This is a genomic window from Pseudomonas sp. JZ134 (assembly GCF_051027695.1).
GTDB lineage: Bacteria > Pseudomonadota > Gammaproteobacteria > Pseudomonadales > Pseudomonadaceae > Chryseomonas > Chryseomonas luteola.
This window is the reverse complement of sequence record NZ_CP069250.1, coordinates 3838210-3857880: the sequence shown is the minus strand read 5'-3', so window position 1 is coordinate 3857880 and position 19671 is coordinate 3838210. Positions and strand designations below refer to the sequence as shown.

The following is a 19671-nucleotide window of genomic DNA, read 5'->3' as shown; positions in this document are numbered from 1 at the left end:
TATTGTGAGGAATCGGTGAGGAGAGGTCATGACGATTCCTCCTGAGCTTATGCCTATTTCTCCAGCATGTAGGTGTTATAGGCTCTTTACCTTTCTGTTTTTGCGATTATGGTAATGCCTGTTTCTCTTGCCGATGCCGTTTCCATGCAGCTGACCCGCCATCTCGATGCCAATGTCACCCTGGTTTCCCTGATCCAGCCACTTGCCACGCGCGAAGGGTTTTTGCCAACGCCTATGGAGCAGGTCCAAATCGTGACGGCGCGCAGCAATGTATCGCGATCGCCTCAGATCTACGAGCCCAGCCTGATGGTGGTGGCGCAAGGCAGCAAGCTGGCCTATCTCGGCGAGCGAACCCTGGAGTATGGTGCCGGCCATTACCTCGTCCAGGCGCTGCCCGTGCCGTTCGAGTGTGAGACGTTCGCAACACCTGAGGCTCCCTTACTGGGAGTGTCCATTGGCATTGACCGAAGCGTATTGGGCGAGCTGGTGCTGGCGATGGGACCGGAAGAGGTTCAGCCGGCCCGTGTGCAGACGCCAGAGTCCATGGTGTCTTCCCCACTCGACACCGCCATGCGGGAGGCGGTGGAGCGACTGCTGCGGTGCCTGCACGATCCGCTGGAATGCCGGATCTTGGGCGCGATGCGCCTGCGCGAGGTCTTGTTCGTGGCGTTGCGAGGGCCGCAGGGCGGGGCACTGAAGGCACTGGTCGAGCAGCGGGGGCAGTTTGCCCGGATCGCGGCCTCGTTGACGTATCTGCATCACCACTACGCCGAGCCGCTGAACGTCGATCAGCTGGCCCGCTGCGCCAACATGAGCACGTCGGCGTTTCATGAGCACTTCAAACGCAGCACCCTGGTGTCACCTGTGCAGTACTTGAAGCGGCTGCGGCTGATCAAGGCACAGCAACTGCTCGTGGCTCAGCGGTTCAATGTCGCACAGGTAGCGCTCCAGGTTGGCTACCAGAGTGCGTCCCAGTTCAGTCGCGAGTACAAACGTTACTTCGACCACAGTCCGGCGGCCGAGCGCCATGAGCATCCATCTGCCGAGGCCGCCTCGTAAGGCGTGTCAGCTGACGGGGCGGCGAGCGGTAAACAGCGCCACCTTGCCTTCTACAGTGATATCCACCTGCTCAAAATGAGCGCTTAAAGCGCTTTTCAATCCTGGCACGTCGTCGTGACGGTTGGAAAAGATGCCCTTGCGGTTATAGACATTCATCAGTGTGCGTCCGAACCCGTTATGCCCGGCTCGGTCGCCCAGGATGGTTGCTCCAAACAAGACGCCCTCAGACTTCAGGTGTGGCTTCAGGTTGGCAAAAACGTGCGCCTTGTCAGTCAGGGTGCCTGGAAGGCAATGCAACAGATAGAAAAGTGAGATGGAATCGAACTGAGCGGGCACAGGCCAGGGCTGCATGACGTCATGCCGCACGGTTCGTGTCGACACGCGGCTCACCCTGCGCTTGGCAGCAGCAAGGCTGCTGGTATTGAGGTCCATCAGCGTGATATCAGCGGTGTCTGGCAGATCTGCCTTTGCCAGATAAAAGCCGGTCCCCACGCCAACGTCCAGATGCTGCGTACCGACATGGCGATTGAAAAACGGTAATAAGACGTTCCGTGTGCTGCATTGCCAGGCAAAGCGGTTGGAAATTCCCAGCACCCAGACGTCATACAGGGCCAGGGTCAAGGGAGAATAGACTGCAGCGCCAGACTCTGTATCGATGCTCATCGGTACGGCTCGCCTTGAAGGAGAGCCTGATCCTAGCCACGGTCTGGCAGAACGACAACTCCAGCTATTCGGCAGCGGAACCTGGTTCCGTTTCGTTTGTGATGGGGCCTGTCGTGTGGTTGACCGACCCGTTTTCCAGCAAACGCTCTGGTAGCGCCGTCTGTACCTACCAGGTGCCGGCCCCTGTCGATTCAGGCAGCGTCAACTCGCCCTTGTCCTTGAACCGTACTGTTCCCAAAAGACCCCCTGCCAGCTTGCCGTGGATGGTATAGGGCACGCTTTTGGTAGGGGTATGCTCGGCAAAGCCCCAGAACTGGCGTACAGCCGAGAAAGCCGAGACGGTAACCGGAACGGTCAGTACCGTCTCGCCATACCGAGGTACGCTGCCACTCTGGCTGCTGACACCGCTGGCTAGCGGCTGGCCGTTGATATCCATGTCCAGCGCCAGGCCGTTGTAGTCGATGGCTGTATCGTTTGGGTTCTGCACACGCAGCTTCACATTGAAGCGCATTTCCAGCCCTTGTCCTGGCAGCGGTTCGATGCCTGCCACGGCAATTCGCAACGGATCCCGCTGGCCCAAGGTGCTACAGGCTGCAAGACCCAGTAGAAACAAGGCGCCGATCAGCAGGCGAGCGCAAGTGCGGTAGGCAGATAACAACATGAAAAGGCTCCGGTCGGCGGTGGATCACGATACAAGTGGGACCGGTCATTGGTCGCTTCTACTCCTCGCTCACAGGGCGATATCGCAAAAGCGTGAACCAGCAAGCCTCGAGCCTTTGTGCAGACTTGAGGCGTGCCGGGCTAAAGGGCAGCCGGTAAAGCGTTCTGACGGGCACGAAGGTTTTGCGCCACGCAAGCACCGATTACGAGTATGATCAGAATGGCGCCCAGGATGGCGGAGGAGCCGACCGTACCAAAACCCAGGCCACCCTTGTCATGCGCCTTGGTCAGGAAGTCACCCAGCGTGGCGCCAAACGGACGGGTCAGGATGAACGCCATCCAGAACAGCAGAACGGTCGAGAGGCGTGTGAACAAGTGGGCCAGTACGATCACGCCGATAATGCTGCCGATCAGCAGCGCGCCGCCCGCAAAGCCCAGGCCCGAGTCGTCCGCCAGATAATCACCCAGGGCGGTACCCAGCGTGTTAGAGAACAGAATCGTAACCCAGTAGAACAGCTCGGCTTTGAAGGTATGGATCCTGTCGACCGAGAACGATGTACCGCTCAGGCGCCACAGCACGAAAATTGCGATTAGGATCATGATCAGCACGGCCGAACCGGTGGCGTAGCCCAGCCTCAGGGTTCGATCCATAAAGTCGGAAATGGTCGTGCCTGCCGTGCTGGTAGACAGGATCACCGCCCAGTACAGCGGGGGGATGTAGCGTTTGACTGATAGCTGAGCAATCAAGGTGACCAAAAACGCACTGATCAGAATCAGGGAACTCAAGGCATAGCCTATATCCAGGGTCATTGACAGCAGGTCACCGGCCGTCTCGCCCAATGTCGTGGCGCAGATTTTCATGACCCAGAATGCAAGGGTAATCTGTGGAAGTTTGTTCATTGTTGTTCCCTGCTCAAGGGCTCGATGGGGGAGAGAAAGCTGAGCGCATGGATGGCACTTCAGAGGCCCTAAGGTGCAGGGGAGCAGGTCAAAAATCGGTCAAAAGCACATCAACGATTCGTGTAACAGAATATTTCGGCGTCAACTCAGTCGTATTCTGCCGGTTCATGCTCGCCGAGCAGACGTCGCTGTCGGGGCGTACAGGCATCCAGCACCGCCGGATTGAACTGCCAGGTGAGGTAAGGTGAGAACTTCTGAGCCACCATGCGCCGGCCATAATGAATCTGGAGAAGATAGCGGGTCCGGTCACGGGTGCGGTTGCGGCTGCCGGCATGCCATAGCTCGCTGCGTAGAAACAGCACGTCGCCCGGCTGGCAGAGCACCGGCTGCGCCTCCCGGCCTTGCCAGTTCGTCTCGCCTTCCAGTGGTTTACGACCTGCACGGTGGCTGCCTGGAATGACCAGCGTCGGGCACAGGTCCTCGGTGATCTCATCCAGATAGACCTGGGCGGTACAGATCTGCATGGGCAGTTCAAATGTCGGGTCTGCCAGCAGGGACCGGGGCAGTGTCATCGCCAGGTAATCCACGTGCAGGTCTGCGCCGATAAAGCCGGGGTGGCAGCGCCAGGCTGTCTGCCCAATGATATGGCAATCTTCGCCTAGGGACGCTTCGGCCAGTTCGATCACGCCGGGCAGATCCAGGTAAGGCAGCCATACGGGATCGCGATTGAAAACGCATTTGTAATGGTCAACGAGACCGGTGTAGTCCCAGTGGATGGCCTCCAGCTGATCAATGGCCGCGCGGACTTCGTCGACCAGAGCGGGACTCAGCACACCATGCAGCAAGACGAAACCCTGTTCGTGCATGGCCTGCAGGCGATGATCAGTAGCCGTATGGGCAGGAAGCGGATTCATGGCGATGTTTCATGGACGGTGCTTCATTAGAACCTGCCACGCTGCTCGGGTTGCACCTTAAGGCAATGCTTCATGGTGTCGCAGGCCTGTTGATAAGTCATATATGCGACATTTTTGTGACTGATTCCTCGCCAGAGCCAGGGAAACGTCGTTTATAGAGTTGAAAAGCCGCCCAAGTATCGCTGATATGGCAGGGTTACTTAGCCTTGCGCTAAATCATTTCAGCAAGTGACAGGCATTATTATGACAATAACGAAACAGTCTTCTTCGGATGGAACCTCCCTTTCTCCGGCGCTGAAACCGCGCCACGTCACCATGCTTTCCATTGCCGGTGTTATCGGTGCCGGGCTCTTTGTGGGCTCAGGTCATGCCATTGCCGCGGCAGGGCCTGCCGTGCTGCTGGCCTATGCCCTGGCTGGAACCCTTGTGGTGCTGGTGATGCGAATGCTCGGTGAAATGGCCGTGGCCTCGCCAGATACCGGCTCCTTTTCATCCTATGCCCATCAGGCCATCGGACGCTGGGCCGGCTTTACCATTGGCTGGTTGTACTGGTGGTTCTGGGTATTGGTGATTCCGCTCGAAGCGGTGGCGGCTGCGGCCATCCTCAATGCCTGGTTTCCGGCAATTGCCACCTGGCAGTTCGCGCTGGCGATTACAGCCTTTCTGACGGTGACCAACCTCTTCAGCGTCGCCAAGTATGGTGAGTTTGAATTCTGGTTCGCGCTGCTCAAGGTACTCGCGATCATCGCATTCATCGTATTGGGTGCAGTGGCCATGGTCGGGGCACTGCCAGGGCGCGAAGTCAGCGGCCTGGGTACGCTGATGGCTACCCATGGCGGCTTCATGCCCAACGGCTTCAATGCCGTCATCGGGGCACTGCTGACCACCATGTTCAGCTTCATGGGCACCGAGATCGTAACCATTGCTGCGGCCGAGTCGAAAAACCCTTCCAAACAGATCGGCAAGGCGACCAACTCGGTCATCTGGCGTATCGGTCTGTTTTATATCGTCTCGATCTTCCTGGTCATCTCCATCGTGCCCTGGCAGGATCCGCAACTTCCGGTGGTAGGCTCCTACCAGCGTGCGCTGGAGTTTCTGTCTATTCCCCACGCCAAGTTGATCGTCGATCTGGTGGTGCTGGTCGCGGTGGCGAGCTGCCTGAACTCGGCGCTTTATACGGCATCGCGCATGCTGTTCTCCCTGAGCCGCCGGGGTGATGCACCGGCTGCCTTTGGCCGGACGGCTGCCGGCGGCGTGCCGCGTGCCGCCGTTTTGGCGAGCACTGCTGTGGGCTTTGCAACGACGATCGCCAACTTCACTATGCCGGAGGCCGTGTTCAGCTTCCTGTTGGCAACCTCTGGTGCAGTGGCCCTGCTGGTTTATCTGGTGATTGCCGTGTCGCAGCTGCGCATGCGTCGCAAGCTGAACGCAAGTGGTCAGCCCATCGAGTGCCGCATGTGGTTGTTCCCTTGGCTGACCTGGCTGGTGATCGGCTTCATCATCATGGCGCTGGGTATCATGCTAATGACAGAAGCGCACCGCATGGAAATCCTGGCCACCGGCCTGCTGGCCTTGGTTGTGGTTGCCATCGGTTCCTGGCTAGGCGCCAGGGATCGTAGCAACGCTACCCTGATGACGGCCTCGCAAAGCCGTTGATCCTCCAGGACCGGTAACGAGGGCTCGTTACCGGTCTTCCCTTCCTGGTTTCTTCATTAATAGCTGCTCCCTTTTTGTAACGCCGGCACGTCTGATCTACACCGTACGAGACTGCCTGCTCTGTTCAGTTGTTCTCGGCATAGTGGCAAGTCCTGTCAGAAAGAGCTACGCACCGTTTCAGGGCTTTTTTCTGAGACGAAGCGGCAAAAAGGTAGACATTTCTGCGGCGCTTGGGTAAAAAAGGATTATCTCTCGGCGCCAAACGCGCCATGCTGTTATGAAAACGCAGGTCTTGTTTCCATCGGTAACGTAAAAATGCCCAATTCTGGTGCGTTGCGTTACAGATTGACCCAGTTTGGACCATAACAGTTTCTATTTTTTCGCTTCTGCTCCTGCACAATTCTTCCTGACTGTTTATGGCGGTAACACTTCCGCGGCACGACAATGTGCGCATCTTAAATAGTTAGCTACCTGTCATAAGCAGGAAGGAAAGCATCATGGAACACACCCTACGTTCCAACTCATTCACCGCTTCAAACGCTTCTAAATCCAATACTTCGCTGGTGCTGCGCGTTCTGACAACGCTGTCGGTCTGGCATCGTCGTATCGTCAGCCGCAACGAGCTGGCCCGCCTGGATGCCCGTATGCTGGCCGACGCCGGTATCACTGAAGCCCAGCGTTACGAAGAACTGCACAAGCCGTTCTGGCGTTAAGTGTTACGGTTACGCACACCGTAACCGGCAAGACCTGTCGGGAGCCGTCATTGATAGCGGCTCCCATGACACCCCTCCCGCGTTTTTCTTCTCTTTCCTCTCTTTAACCGGCCCCTTGCCTTGCCGGATTTTCCTGTGCGTGCGTTTTTCAGCACCGTGCCCGGGCTTCTATTGAATTGCCGGAACCTTGCCTGAGGCTTAAAGTCAGTCGCCTATAACCAGAACAACCCCTGCGCAGCAGACCTTGATGGACGACTCGCGGGTAAATCGCCACGTCGACTGCTGGCATGCATATGGACTGTGAGGGAGGTTAATTGGCAATGCTTTTCTTTTCGCGGCGCGCTAGACCCCTGTTTCAGCGCACTTCCGCGTTGTTTCTGCTAGGGACGGCCCTGACCGGTATGGCAGGCTGCTCGGACGATTCACAACCGGCCCCCAATCCTCCTCACGTAAGAGTCCAGCGTGTAGCCCTGGAAGAGGTAGCGACTACTACCACCCTGACAGGCGATGTGCAGGCGCGTATTCAGACCACACTGTCATTTCGTATCAACGGCAAGATCAATGAGCGTCTGGTCGATGTGGGTGATCACGTCAAGCAGGGTCAGGTTCTTGCCCGTCTCGATCCGCAGGATCAGCACAACAACGTAGCCGCCGCTGAAGCGCAGGTGTTTTCCCAGCAGTCCAGGGCGAACCTTGCCCGTGTGCAGTTCGAACGGCAAAAGGCGTTGATGCCCAAGGGCTACACCACCCAAAGCCAATATGACGAGGCCCTGGCTGCCCTGAAGGGTGCAGAAAGTGCCTTGAGTGCTGCGCGTGCTCAGCTGGACGATGCACGCAAGCAGCTCAGTTATGCCAATCTGGTATCGGCCGCCAGCGGCGTGATCACCGAGCGGCAGGCCGAGGTCGGGCAGGTCGTTCAGGCATCCATGCCGATCTTTACCCTGGCGCAGGAGGGCGACCGCGATGCCGTCTTCAATGTGCAGGAATCGCTACTTGCCCGCGATCCGGGCAACCAGCCTATCGAGGTCGCCCTGTTGAATGATCCGACGGTGCGCACTACCGGTCATGTGCGCGAGGTTTCGCCGGTCATTTCCCAGCAGAGCGGCACCGTGCGTGTGAAGGTACTGCTCGACAAGGTCCCGCCGCAGATGGCGCTGGGGACAACCGTTACGGCGTCGTTGGGTACACCAGACAAGCAGCGCGTCGTGCTGCCCTGGACAGCGCTCAATGGCACCGTGGAAAAGCCCGCCGTGTGGGTACTGGACGCTGACAACCGTGCCCACCTCAAACCGGTGACAGTTGCCCGGTACATCACCGGACAGATCATGATCGACGACGGATTGGCACCTGATGACCGCGTCGTGACGGCTGGTGGTCAGCTGCTTTATGACGGACTCAAGGTCGAAGTCGTCGAGGTCACGGATCATGCGCCCCCTGTTCAGCCTGCTGCCATCCACCCTGGTGATAACGCTAAGACTCAACAGGGAGCGTCGTCATGAGCAGGATACGTGTTCTTCTACTGGGCCTCGTGGCGCTGCTGGCCGCGTGCTCCGACAAGCAGGAGCCACCGCCTCCGGTCCGCCCGGTACTGTTCGTTGAGGCCAAACCCCAGCAGGCACGCGCGCTCGGTGCCTTTACCGGGAATATTCAGGCACGGTATGAATCAACCTTGAGCTTTCGCGTAGGCGGGCGCATTGCCCAGCGCAAGGCTGATGTAGGCGATGTGGTGAAGAAAGGCACCTTGCTGGCTGCGCTGGACCCGACCGATCAGCAGAATGCTTACCGCAGCAGCGAGGGTGATCTGGCCCAGGCTCAGGCACAGTGGATGGATGCCGAGGCCGATGCCAAGCGGCAGCAGGCCTTGTATGCCAAGGGTGTCGGGTCCAAGGCGCAGCTGGATCAGGTCATGGCCCAGTTGCATACGGCTCGCGCTGCACGTGATCGCGCCCAGGCCGCCCGGGATCAGTCCCGCAACCAGCTCTCCTACAGCGAGCTGTATACCGATTTCGATGGTGTGATTACGGCCTGGCATGCCGAAACCGGGCAGGTAGTATCCCCTGGTCAGCAGGTAGTCACCCTGGCGCGTCCCGAAGTGAAGGAGGCGGTTGTAGACCTGCCGGCGGGGTTGGCAGAGACATTACCGGCTGACACGACGTTTACCATCACCTCGCAGTTGGAGCCTTCGGTCTCTACCACCGGCCGCATCCGTGAGCTGGCGCCTCAGGCCGACGCCATGACGCGAACCCGGAGGGTACGACTCACGCTGGCCGAACTGCCCCCAACGTTCCGCCTGGGCTCGCTGGTAACGGTAACGCTGACCAATGATGCGCCCCGTGAACTTACCGAGCTGCCGGCCAGTGCATTGCTCGAGCAGGATGGCAAGACGTGCGTCTGGATCGTCGACCCTGATACCAAAACCGTTTCACTGCGCGAGGTCCATGTGCTGACCCGAGATGAGCGGAGCATTACGGTCGATAACGGCCTGAACGCGGGCGAGCGGGTCGTGACGGCCGGCGTACACAGCCTCAAACCTGGACAAGACGTGAAAATGGATGTGGAACAGCGCTGATGAAATCCTTCAACCTTTCTGACTGGGCGCTGCGTCACCAGTCCTTTATCTGGTACATCATGTTTGTCGCGCTGTTGATGGGAACCTATTCCTACTTCAACCTTGGCCGCGAAGAGGATCCCTCGTTCACCATCAAGACCATGGTGATCCAGACCCAGTGGCCGGGCGCGACCACCCAGGAAACCCTGGAGCAGGTCACCGACCGGATCGAAAAGAAACTCGAAGAGCTGGATTCGCTGGATTACACCAAGAGCTTTACCCGGCCGGGCTTGAGCACGGTGTTTGTGTACCTGCGCGATACTACCAGCGACAAGGAAATCCCCAATATCTGGTATCAGGTCCGCAAGAAGATTTCCGATATCCAGGGGCAGTTTCCGCAAGGGATACAGGGACCGGCCTTCAATGACGAGTTCGGCGATGTATTCGGCAGTATTTATGCCTTTACTGGCGACGGTATCTCGTACCGGCAGCTGCGCGATTACGTAGAGCGGGTGCGCCTGGACATCCGAGCAGTGCCGGACCTGGGTAAGGTTGAGCTCATGGGGGCGCAGAACGAGGTCATCTACCTCGACTTCTCGACGCGCAAACTGGCAGCACTGGGGCTCGATCAGCGACAGATCATGCAGAGCCTGCAGGCACAGAATGCCGTGACGCCCTCCGGCGTAATCGAGGCCGGTCCAGAACGCGTTTCGGTACGTACCTCCGGTGAATTCAAGTCAGAGAAAGATCTGGAGGCTGTCAACCTTCGGATCAATGACCGCTTCTACCGTCTGGCTGATCTGGCCACCATCCACCGGGATTACGCCGATCCGCCTACATCCCTGTTCCGCTTCAACGGCGAGCCGGCCCTGGGCCTGGCAATTGCCATGCGCAAGGGTGGCAACGTGCAGACCTTTGGTGCGGCGCTGTCCGAACGGATGAAGGCGATTACCGGTGAGCTACCGGTCGGGGTGGGCGTGCATCAGGTGTCCAACCAGGCCGAGGTGGTGGAGAAGGCGTCCAGCAGCTTTACCCATGCGCTATTCGAGGCGGTCATCATCGTGTTGGTGGTGAGCTTTATCAGCCTGGGTCTGCGTGCCGGGCTGGTGGTGGCCTGCTCAATCCCTCTCGTGCTCGCCATGGTGTTTCTGTTCATGGAATACAGCGGTATCACCATGCAGCGGATCTCCCTGGGTGCCTTGATCATTGCCCTGGGCCTTCTGGTGGATGACGCCATGATCACCGTCGAGATGATGGTGACCCGGCTGGAAGAGGGCGACTCGCTCCACAAGGCGGCCACCTACGCCTATGACCACACGGCCTTTCCGATGCTGACCGGCACGCTGGTCACCGTGGCGGGATTCGTGCCTATCGGCCTCAACAAGAGTACCGCCGGCCAATATACCTTTACGTTGTTTGCCGTAATTGCCGTGGCGCTGATCCTGTCGTGGATCGTGGCGGTGCTGTTCTCACCGGTGATGGGCGTGCACCTGCTACCCAAGTCGCTCAAGCATAAAAAGGAAAAGGGGCCGGGACGACTGGCGCGCTGGTCCCAGAGCTCGCTGGTCTGGTCCATGCGGCACCGCTGGCTGACCATCATCATGACGGTGTTGCTCTTTGCGGCCGCGCTGTTCTGCATGCGTTTCGTGCAGAACCAGTTCTTCCCGTCCTCGGATCGGCCGGAAATTCTGGTGGACTTGAACCTGCCGCAGAACAGCTCCGTGCTGGAAACCCGTGCGCAAATGGATCGTTTCGAGGCATCCCTCAAGGGAGACCCAGACATTGCCCGCTGGAGTTCGTATGTAGGACAGGGCGCGGTGCGCTTCTACCTGCCGCTGGATCAGCAGCTCAATAACCCGTTTTATGGACAGGTCGTTATTGTCAGCAAGGACCTGGAGGCCCGTAATCGGCTGATTCCCAAGCTCAAGGAGCGACTCAAGAACGAATTTGTCGGGCTTGATGGGTATGTTCAGCCTCTGGAGATGGGGCCGCCAGTAGGACGGCCGATCCAGTATCGTGTCAGTGGTCCAAGTATTTCCGAGGTGCGTAAGCAGGCACTGGCATTGGCCAGCGCCATCAGTGCCAACCCTCATATCAGCGATATCCTTTTCGACTGGAACGAGCCGGGGCGGATGCTGAAAATCGATGTGAACCAGGACCGTGCCCGCCAGCTGGGGCTATCATCCCAGGACGTGGCCCAAATCATGAACGGCGTGGTGAGTGGTACGCCCATTACCCAGGTGCGTGACAGCATCTACCTCGTCAACGTGGTAGGGCGCTCTGAAGATGCCGAGCGCAGCTCTATCGAGACCGTGGAAAACCTGCAGATCGTGACGCCCTCGGGCACTTCGATTCCGCTCAAATCCTTTGCCACGGTGGGGTACGAGATGGAGCAGCCGCTGGTATGGCGGCGTAACCGCCAGCCAACCATTACGCTTAAGGCCACTATCGAGGGTTCTATCCAGGCGCCGGATCTGATCAAGGCTCTTCAGCCCAAGATCGATGAGTTCAGAGGTAACCTGCCACTCAACTATCAGGTCAACGTAGGCGGTACCGTAGAGGAAAGCGGCAAGGCGCAAAAGCCCATTGCAAGCGTAATCCCGCTCATGCTGTTCCTGATGGCCACGTTCCTGATGATCCAGCTCCAAAGCGTTCAGAAGATGTTCCTGGTCGCCAGTGTGGCGCCGCTGGGGCTGATCGGGGTCGTGCTGGCGCTGGTGCCCACGGGAACGCCGCTGGGCTTCGTGGCCATTCTAGGGGTGCTGGCGTTGATTGGGATCATCATCCGCAACTCGGTCATCCTGGTAACCCAGATCGATGAGTTCGAGCAGGATGGTCGTCATCCCTGGGATGCGGTCATCGAGGCGACCAATCATCGACGTCGGCCGATTCTGCTGACAGCCGCTGCCGCCAGCCTGGGCATGATTCCCATCGCCCGGGAGGTCTTCTGGGGGCCGATGGCCTATGCGATGATCGGTGGCATTGTGGCAGCAACCCTGCTCACGCTGCTGTTCCTGCCAGCGCTATACGTGACCTGGTATCGCATCCGCGAACCAAGCAAAGCGCAATAAGGAAAGAAGAAAAAAACGGCAGCTGAACCGCCCCGGAGGGGTCGGGCGGTTCCAGCATGCCACAAGGAGCTATCTCCGGAGCTGCAGTAGGGTACGGGAGGGAGAAACCCAGTGCTAAAAGATTCTCGTCAGGGCTAACGAGAAGAGCACCGGCAGTACTGCAGCTCACATGGTCAAGAATAAAAGCGTAACATCTAGAAATAAATAGGCTGCTAAGCGAAACAGCGTTACGGAGCAGGCAACAATAATGGATACGTTACAAGGCATGCGGATTTTTACCCGGGTGGTCGACGCGGGCAGTTTTACGGCCGCTGCGGCCTTGCTGGACTTATCGACGGCGCAGGTTTCCCGGGTGATTTCCGACCTGGAGACGCATTTACAAACACGGTTGTTGCACCGTACTACCCGCCGGCTGGCGCTAACGGAGGCTGGGGAGCGCTATCTGGAGCGCTGCCGGGGCATTCTCGATTCGGTAGCCGAAGCCGAGGCCGAGGCCAGTGGTGCACACCTTAAGCCTTCCGGCCGGTTGCGCGTGCACTCCCTGACCGGGCTGGGAACCGAACACCTGGCGCCTCTGGCGGCGCTCTATGCCGAGCGCTATCCAGATGTCACGCTGGATTTCACCCTGTCCCAGAATCGTCCTGACCTGATCGAAGAAGGCTACGACGTTGCGATTACCATGGATCGGCATCTGCCTGACTCCGAACTGGTCGCCCAACGGCTTGGTGAGGTCTATAGCGTCGTCTGTGCCTCGCCCGATTACTTGGCCAAGTGGGGCACGCCCCATCATCCGCGCGATCTGGACCAGCACACGTGCCTGTTGCTTCAGGACCCGACGTTTCCCGAGGAGTGGGTATTTACCAAGCCGGACGAAGAAACGTCGATTAAGCCTCGCTCTATCTATCAGGTAAATGTTGCGGATGCACTGGCCAATACGGCCAAGGCCGGACTCGGCCTGTGCCTGTTGCCCAGCTTTATTGCTGCACCGGCCTTGCGGGAAGGCGGACTCGTGCGGGTATTGCCCGAGTATCGCCTGCGTGAGCGCAATGTCTATGCGCTGTATCCGTCCCGACGCTTCCTGGATGCCAAGATCAAGGCGTGGGTGGATATCCTCAAGGAAGAGCTACCCAGACGTTTCAGCAACGACGATGACATCGTAGCCATGCATTCCTACTGGGCCATCTGAGCCTGCCTCGCCTGGAATACTTGCGCAATTGGTAAATCTCTATGTACCCAGGCGATATTTTTCAATAATTGTTACGCGTTATCCTAGTGATGAACCCAATCCAAGGGTGTCAGGAGTTCATCATGTTACGTTTGTTTACTGCCTCGATTCTTGCTGTATCTGCTGTTGCTTTTACCCAGGTGAGCTTTGCCCGTGATTCCTACGAGCAGAACTACAAGCTCGTCAACCAGAACCACGCTGTCATAGAGCGCTTCCAGCAGGCGCAACAGACTCAGAAAGCCCAGCAAGACCAGCAGGTTTCCCAGCGTTAATCCCGTTTGGCCCAAGCGCCCGCCGCGCCAAACGTCGTCTTCAGGACCTGCTCGTTTTCGGAGCGTTTCCGCCACTGCCAGAAGTTTCCCCCTTATGGACCATGCTCACGGTGTGAGGATGTGCATTTCCATTGCCTTCAGGCGTGACGCAACTGCTTGTCGATAGTGCAGGTTCTCAAGGAAAAACCATTCTGCTCCTTTGGTTTTTCATGTTTTAGCCGCATCCCTTGATGCGGCTTTTTTATATCTGCGGTATTTATTGCAGGACTGCTTCAACTGCATCCCTTGCCTACCGGAGAGTACATGTCCCATCAAGACCTCGTTTCCATTCCTGATCGTCTGGCCGCCTTGCGTCAGGTCATGCATGAAGAGGGCATCGATGCCTGCCTGATTCCGTCCGCCGATCCGCATTTGTCGGAGTACCTGCCCGAGCGTTGGCAAGGGCGGTCATGGCTATCGGGTTTCACGGGCTCGGCCGGTACGCTGATCGTGGCAAAGGATTTTGCTGGCGTCTGGACGGATAGCCGCTACTGGGAACAGGCCCAGGCTGAGCTGGCAGGTTCGGGCGTGGAACTGATGAAGCTGGTGGCTGGCGGCATGCAGGCCCACATCGACTGGATGGCCGAGCATGTACCGACGGGTGGCGCCGTGGCGGTGGATGGGGCTGTGCTGTCGCTGGGTGCCGCCGAGGCGCTGCGCAAGGCTTTTGCCGATAAGAACATTTCGCTACGCACCACTATCGACCTGATCGACCGTATCTGGCCCGAGCGGCCCGCATTGCCTGCGGCGCCGGTATACGCTCACGAGGCGCCATACGCACCGGTATCCCGCACTGAAAAGCTGGAGCAGGTACGCAAGGCGATGGCCGGGCAAGGAGCTGACTGGCATTTCATTTCCAGCCTGGATGATATTGCCTGGCTGTTCAACCTGCGTGGTGCCGATGTGTCCTATAACCCGGTCTTTCTGGCCCATGCGTTGATCGGGCCGGGTCAGGTGCAGCTGTTCGTGGGTGCCGGGAAAATTCCGGCGGCTCTTGAGCGCACCCTGAACGAAGCCGGTATCCAGCTGGCCGCCTATGACGCGGCCCATGGTGCTCTGGCGGCGCTGCCTGCCGGGTCGCGTCTGCTGGTCGATCCGGCGCGCGTCACCTACGGCCTGGTGGAAGGCGTGCCCTCCAGCGTCAAGCGCATCGAGGCGATTAATCCATCCACTCTGTTTAAGTCCCGCAAGACGGCAGCCGAAGCACAGCATGTGCGTGAGGCCATGGAACAGGATGGCGCGGCCTTGTGCGAATTCTTCGCCCAGTTCGAGGCGGCACTTGAGGCGGGAGAGCGGGTGACCGAGCTGACGGTGGATGAATGGCTGACCGCTGCCCGTGCACGCCGCCCCAATTTTGTCTCCCTGAGTTTCTCTACTATTGCAGGCTATAACGCAGGGGGCGCGCTGCCCCATTACCATGCAACAGAAGAGGCACATTCTGTTATCGAGGGCGACGGCCTCCTGCTGATCGACTCCGGCGGTCAGTACCTGGGAGGCACGACGGATATCACCCGCGTTGTACCCATTGGCACGCCCAACGACGAGCAGAAGCGTGACTTCACCCGTGTACTCAAGGGCATGATCGCATTGTCCAGAGCACGTTTTCCGGCAGGCATCGCGTCACAGATGCTCGATGCGATTGCCCGTGCGCCCATCTGGGAAGCGGGCATCGATTACGGTCATGGAACCGGGCATGGGGTAGGATACTTCCTGAACGTACACGAGGGGCCGCAATCCATCACGTTCTATGGTCAACCATCCCCCAACAGTGCCATGCGGGACGGTATGATCACGTCCAACGAACCCGGTATCTACCGGCCCGGGCAGTGGGGCGTGCGGATCGAGAACCTGCTGCTCAACGTGGCCGAGCCTGAAACCGAGTTCGGCCAGTTTATGCGCTTCGAAACCTTGACGCTGTGCCCGATCGATACCCGCTGTATCGACCGTACGCTCATGCGTGAAGATGAGATCGCCTGGCTGAACGCCTACCACGCCGAGGTGCGTGAGCGTGTCCGTCCGCTGGTCAGCGGTGCGGCGCGCGATTGGTTGGACACTCGAACCCGGCCGCTATAAGCGTCCGTTTATTTACCGCCATGGAAGTCGGCCACAAGCGGGCTTCCTCGGGTGGTTCTCAAGGAATACCCATGAACGACCATAGTCAGCAATTCGCCAGCGACAACTATTCAGGGATCTGCCCGGAAGCTTGGGCGGCCATGGCCGAAGCCAATCACGGGCACGATACCGCCTATGGTAATGATGCCTGGACGGCCCGCGCCGCAGATCATTTCCGCGAATTGTTCGAAACCGATTGCGAAGTCTTCTTTGCCTTCAACGGTACTGCTGCAAACTCCCTGGCCCTGGCGGCCCTGTGCCAGTCCTATCACAGCGTGATCTGCGCCGAGACGGCCCACGTAGAGACGGACGAATGCGGTGCCCCGGAGTTCTTTTCCAACGGCTCCAAACTCCTGTTGGCCCCGACCACCCAAGGCAAGCTGACGCCTGATGCCATTCGCCAGATTGCCACCAAGCGCAAGGATATTCATTTTCCCAAGCCCCGAGCGGTCAGCATTACCCAGGTCACAGAAGTCGGCACGCTGTATAGCCTCGACGAGCTGAATGCAGTAGCCGATACCTGCCGCGACCTCGGCTTGCGTCTGCATATGGACGGCTCGCGCTTTTCCAACGCGGTGGCAAGCCTTGGCTGCACACCGGCCGAGGTGACGTGGAAGGCCGGCGTTGACGTACTCTGCTTTGGTGGCACCAAGAACGGCATGGCGGTAGGTGAGGCGATCCTGTTCTTCAACCGTGAGCTGGCCGAAGACTTTGAGTACCGCTGCAAGCAGGCCGGTCAGCTGGCGTCGAAGATGCGTTTTCTCTCCGCGCCATGGGTCGGCATCCTCGAAAACAATGCCTGGCTGCGTTATGCCGAACACGCCAACCACTGCGCCCAGCTCCTGGCTGATCTGGTGAAAGACGTGCCCGGGCTGAGCCTGATGTTTCCGGTGCAGGCCAACTCGGTGTTCCTGCAGCTTTCCGAGCCGGCACTGGAGCGGTTGCGTGCCCGTGGCTGGCGCTTCTATACCTTTATCGGCAGCGGTGGTGCCCGTTTCATGTGTTCCTGGGACACTCAGGAATCCCGCGTACGTGAGCTGGCTCAGGATATCCGCGACGCCATGCAGGCCTGATCGGGCCTGCGCTCTTGAAAACGCCGTACAGCGATCCTGTACGGCGTTTTTGTTAGTGCGCGATATCTTCCAGCGCCAGATTGCGAGTCTTGGGTCCGAAGCCGCCAATGGTAATCATCACGATCAGCATGCTGGTCACGATAAACGTGATCACGCCCGGCGTACCGAAGTGTTGGAGAAAGAGGCCGATCAGTACACTGCTGAAGACCGTGGAAAGGCGACTGAAGGAATAGCAGAACCCGACAGCACGGGCACGAATGGGCGTGGGAAACAGCTCGCTCTGGTAGGAGTGGAAGCTAAAGGTCAGCCAGGCATTGCACAGGGTGATCATCGCCCCACATGCGATCAAACCAGTGGCTGAGCTTTGAAACGCGAACAGGGTGCCGAACAGCATGGTGCCGATTGATGAACCCACGATCTGCCATTTGTTCTCGAAACGGTTAGCGATCTTTACGAACAACAAAGGTCCCAACGGGTAGGCCAGACTGATCACGAAGGCATAGGTCAGACTGTGGGTAACGCTGACGCCCTGGCCAGACAGCAAAGCTGGAAGCCAGTTGCCAAAACCGAAGAATCCAATGGCCTGGAAGATGTTGAAGACGATCAGCATGAGGGCGCGCCGGCGGTAGGGCGGCTGCCAGATTTCGGTGAAGCGCCCCTGGGTCTCGAACGTAACCGCTTCGACGTGTGGCTCGGGAAGTGGGGCCTTGATGTCCCTGGCACAACGGGCTTCCAGGGTCGACAAAACCTGATCCGCCTCATCCAGACGGCCACGTTGCGCGAGCCAGCGGGGCGACTCGGGCAGGCGTGAGCGCAGCCACCAGATAAACAAGGCGAATACTGCACTGGCCAGTACAACCCAGCGCCAGCCGGAAATCCCGAAGGGGTCCTGCGGTACCAGCCAGGCCGACATCAGGGCGACCGCGGGTACGGACAGGAACTGGACGAAAAAGGCAAAGGCGAAGGCTGACGTACGGATGCGCTTGGGCACCAGTTCGGATAGATAGGCGTCAATAGTGACCAGCTCGATTCCCAGCCCGATACCGACGAAGAACCGCATCACGATAATGCCTAGTGCTGTGCTTTGCAGACCCATGAGCACCGTAGCCGCGGTGTACCAGATAAGCGCAAAGGTAAAGATGCGCCGGCGGCCGAAACGGTCTGCGATGGGACTCAGCAGGCTTGCCCCTACGAACAGGCCCAGAAAGGTTGCCGAAGCGAACGCAGCCTGGTCGGCGATACCGAATACACCGGCGCTGCCAGTGGCAAACAGTCCGGCGCGTATCAAGCCAGGGCTGATATAGGCGGTCTGGAACAGGTCGTACAGTTCGAAGAAACCGCCGATGGAAAGCAGGGCGATTAGTCGCCAGATCGTTGCCGTGGCGGGTAGCCGGTCGATACGTGCCGAAATTTCGGCGGCACGCCGGTTGGAGAAAGCAGACGCTTCGGTGTCGGCAACCGATGAACCTGTCGTGAGCGAAGAAGAGGACATGCGCGAACATCCACAGAAGGGCGATATGCTCATCCTAGGAGAGTAGCGCTGATCTTAGGTTGCTAAAGATAAGGTTGGAAAGGATGTTTGCGACACCTAAGCATAGGTTTTCAGAAGAAATTGGTGAATTCTGCTTTTCTTGAGCATCTTGTTCGCAATAATAAAAAAGAGCAGAGCCCCTGGTGTCATTTCGAGCCAGGGGCCTGTCTGTTACTTCAGATGCTTGCGCAATTCATCACCCGCCTGGGCGATGGCGCTCTGTACCGCAGGAACATCGTGGAAGACGTTAAGCAAGCCGTAGTCATGTATAAGGCCATTGTAGCGGACCTGCACCACATCCACCCCGGCTGCATTAAGCTTGCGGGCGTATGCCTCACCCTCATCGCGCAGCACATCGTACTCTGCGGTCTGCACCAGTGCGGGCGGTAAGCCTTTGAGCTGCTCAGTCGTAGCCTGCAGCGGCGAGGCATGAATTTCCTGGCGCTGCTTGGGATCGGTGGTGTAGTTATCCCAGAACCACTTCATCATGTTGCGGGTCAGGAAGTGCCCTTCGGCATAGGTGTCATACGAGCCGGTGTCGAAGTTGGCATCGGTGACAGGCCAGAGCAGCACCTGATAGCGGAGCTTGGGCGTGCCTTGCTCTTTCGCCATCAAGCTGACAACTGCCGCCATATTGCCGCCTACGCTGTTGCCTGCGACAGCCAGGCGAGAGCCATCTACGTTGATTTCTTTGCCATGCTCGGCGACCCAGCGGGTAGCGGCATAGGCCTGATTGATGGCTACCGGATAATGCGCCTCAGGCGAAGGCGTGTAATTCACGAAAACGGCCACCGCACCCGAGTCGACCACCAGATCCCGCACCAGACGCTGGTGAGTGGGGAAGTCACCCAGCACCCAGCCGCCACCGTGGAAGAACATGAACGCCGGCAGCGCCTTGGTGACACCGGCAGGTCGGACAATGGTCAGCGAAATCCTCTGCCCATCAGCGGTAATGGTCTTTTCGCTCACCTCTACGTTGGACAGATCGACCTTCACGCCTGATTGGGCACCCGTCAGGACAGCACGGGCATCCTTGGGCGAGAGTTGCTCGAGAGGCTTACCCCCGCTCTGGTTCAAGGTGTTCAGAAAACCTTGGGTGGTACGTTCAAGGCCGGCGTCATCTGCGGCCAGGGCATGACCAGCGACCAGGGAAAGGGCAGAGACAGTGAACAGCTGAGCAAGCATTTTCATGATCCGGTTCTCCAGGGACGCCGCGCTGGGGCGTCCCGCGTCAG

At 58.6% G+C, this 19671-nt stretch carries 16 protein-coding genes; 10 read left to right on the top strand and 6 right to left on the bottom strand.

What is annotated here, in order from left to right:
- Positions 1–144 precede the first annotated feature (144 nt).
- Complete coding sequence (locus JQR86_RS17925; RefSeq protein WP_434154951.1) at positions 145–1059, top strand: AraC family transcriptional regulator N-terminal domain-containing protein; 915 nt, start codon at positions 145–147, stop codon at positions 1057–1059.
- Positions 1060–1065: 6 nt separating this feature from the next.
- Here the strand turns inward: JQR86_RS17925 and JQR86_RS17920 are convergent, their stop codons facing one another.
- The 4 genes from JQR86_RS17920 to JQR86_RS17905 all read right to left on the bottom strand — a co-directional run bounded on the left by JQR86_RS17920 (position 1066) and on the right by JQR86_RS17905 (position 4196).
- Positions 1066–1722: a class I SAM-dependent methyltransferase gene (locus tag JQR86_RS17920; protein WP_010796654.1), complete on the bottom strand. Its 657-nt coding sequence runs from the start codon at positions 1720–1722 to the stop codon at positions 1066–1068.
- Positions 1723–1888: 166 nt separating this feature from the next.
- On the bottom strand, positions 1889–2383 hold the full coding sequence (locus JQR86_RS17915) for an LEA type 2 family protein (protein WP_010796655.1): 495 nt from the start codon (positions 2381–2383) through the stop codon (positions 1889–1891).
- A 140-nt stretch (positions 2384–2523) separates the two neighbouring features.
- Positions 2524–3282, bottom strand: coding sequence for a COG4705 family protein (locus JQR86_RS17910; RefSeq protein WP_434153983.1), 759 nt, complete (start codon positions 3280–3282; stop codon positions 2524–2526).
- A 146-nt stretch (positions 3283–3428) separates the two neighbouring features.
- Entirely contained in the window at positions 3429–4196 is a 768-nt protein-coding gene (locus JQR86_RS17905) for a phytanoyl-CoA dioxygenase family protein (RefSeq protein WP_434153982.1), read from the bottom strand.
- A 243-nt stretch (positions 4197–4439) separates the two neighbouring features.
- Here JQR86_RS17905 and gabP point away from each other — a divergent pair, with 243 nt between their 5' ends.
- From gabP to JQR86_RS17860, 9 genes are all read left to right on the top strand, one after another.
- Positions 4440–5852 carry a GABA permease gene (gene gabP, locus JQR86_RS17900; RefSeq protein ID WP_010796658.1) on the top strand — a complete coding sequence of 471 codons (1413 nt, stop codon included), beginning with the start codon at positions 4440–4442 and terminating at the stop codon, positions 5850–5852.
- A gap of 497 nt (positions 5853–6349) precedes the next feature.
- The gene (locus JQR86_RS17895) at positions 6350–6565 is read left to right on the top strand and encodes a DUF1127 domain-containing protein (RefSeq protein ID WP_010796659.1); all 216 of its coding nucleotides are present in this window, start codon (positions 6350–6352) and stop codon (positions 6563–6565) included.
- A 401-nt stretch (positions 6566–6966) separates the two neighbouring features.
- Positions 6967–8064 carry an efflux RND transporter periplasmic adaptor subunit gene (locus JQR86_RS17890; RefSeq protein WP_434154950.1) on the top strand — a complete coding sequence of 366 codons (1098 nt, stop codon included), beginning with the start codon at positions 6967–6969 and terminating at the stop codon, positions 8062–8064.
- Entirely contained in the window at positions 8061–9134 is a 1074-nt protein-coding gene (locus JQR86_RS17885) for an efflux RND transporter periplasmic adaptor subunit (protein WP_434135428.1), read from the top strand. The genes JQR86_RS17890 and JQR86_RS17885 overlap by 4 nt, the downstream gene beginning before the upstream one ends.
- Positions 9131–12184 (top strand): efflux RND transporter permease subunit, encoded by a 3054-nt coding sequence (locus JQR86_RS17880; RefSeq protein ID WP_313550630.1) that lies wholly within the window; start codon positions 9131–9133, stop codon positions 12182–12184. Before JQR86_RS17885 ends, JQR86_RS17880 begins: the two co-directional genes overlap by 4 nt.
- Positions 12185–12431: 247 nt before the next feature.
- A complete protein-coding gene (locus tag JQR86_RS17875; protein ID WP_312509635.1) occupies positions 12432–13370 on the top strand; it encodes a LysR family transcriptional regulator in 939 nt (312 codons plus the stop codon).
- A gap of 122 nt (positions 13371–13492) precedes the next feature.
- Positions 13493–13681: a hypothetical protein gene (locus tag JQR86_RS17870; RefSeq protein WP_122041005.1), complete on the top strand. Its 189-nt coding sequence runs from the start codon at positions 13493–13495 to the stop codon at positions 13679–13681.
- Positions 13682–13984: 303 nt separating this feature from the next.
- A complete protein-coding gene (locus JQR86_RS17865) occupies positions 13985–15793 on the top strand; it encodes an aminopeptidase P family protein (protein WP_434153981.1) in 1809 nt (602 codons plus the stop codon).
- A gap of 71 nt (positions 15794–15864) precedes the next feature.
- Positions 15865–16905, top strand: coding sequence for a threonine aldolase family protein (locus JQR86_RS17860; RefSeq protein WP_150348206.1), 1041 nt, complete (start codon positions 15865–15867; stop codon positions 16903–16905).
- Positions 16906–16957: 52 nt separating this feature from the next.
- Here the strand turns inward: JQR86_RS17860 and JQR86_RS17855 are convergent, their stop codons facing one another.
- Both JQR86_RS17855 and JQR86_RS17850 read right to left on the bottom strand, forming a co-directional pair.
- The gene (locus tag JQR86_RS17855) at positions 16958–18397 is read right to left on the bottom strand and encodes an MFS transporter (RefSeq protein WP_083397809.1); all 1440 of its coding nucleotides are present in this window, start codon (positions 18395–18397) and stop codon (positions 16958–16960) included.
- A gap of 210 nt (positions 18398–18607) precedes the next feature.
- Positions 18608–19627: an alpha/beta hydrolase gene (locus JQR86_RS17850; protein WP_074821510.1), complete on the bottom strand. Its 1020-nt coding sequence runs from the start codon at positions 19625–19627 to the stop codon at positions 18608–18610.
- Positions 19628–19671: the final 44 nt, after the last annotated feature.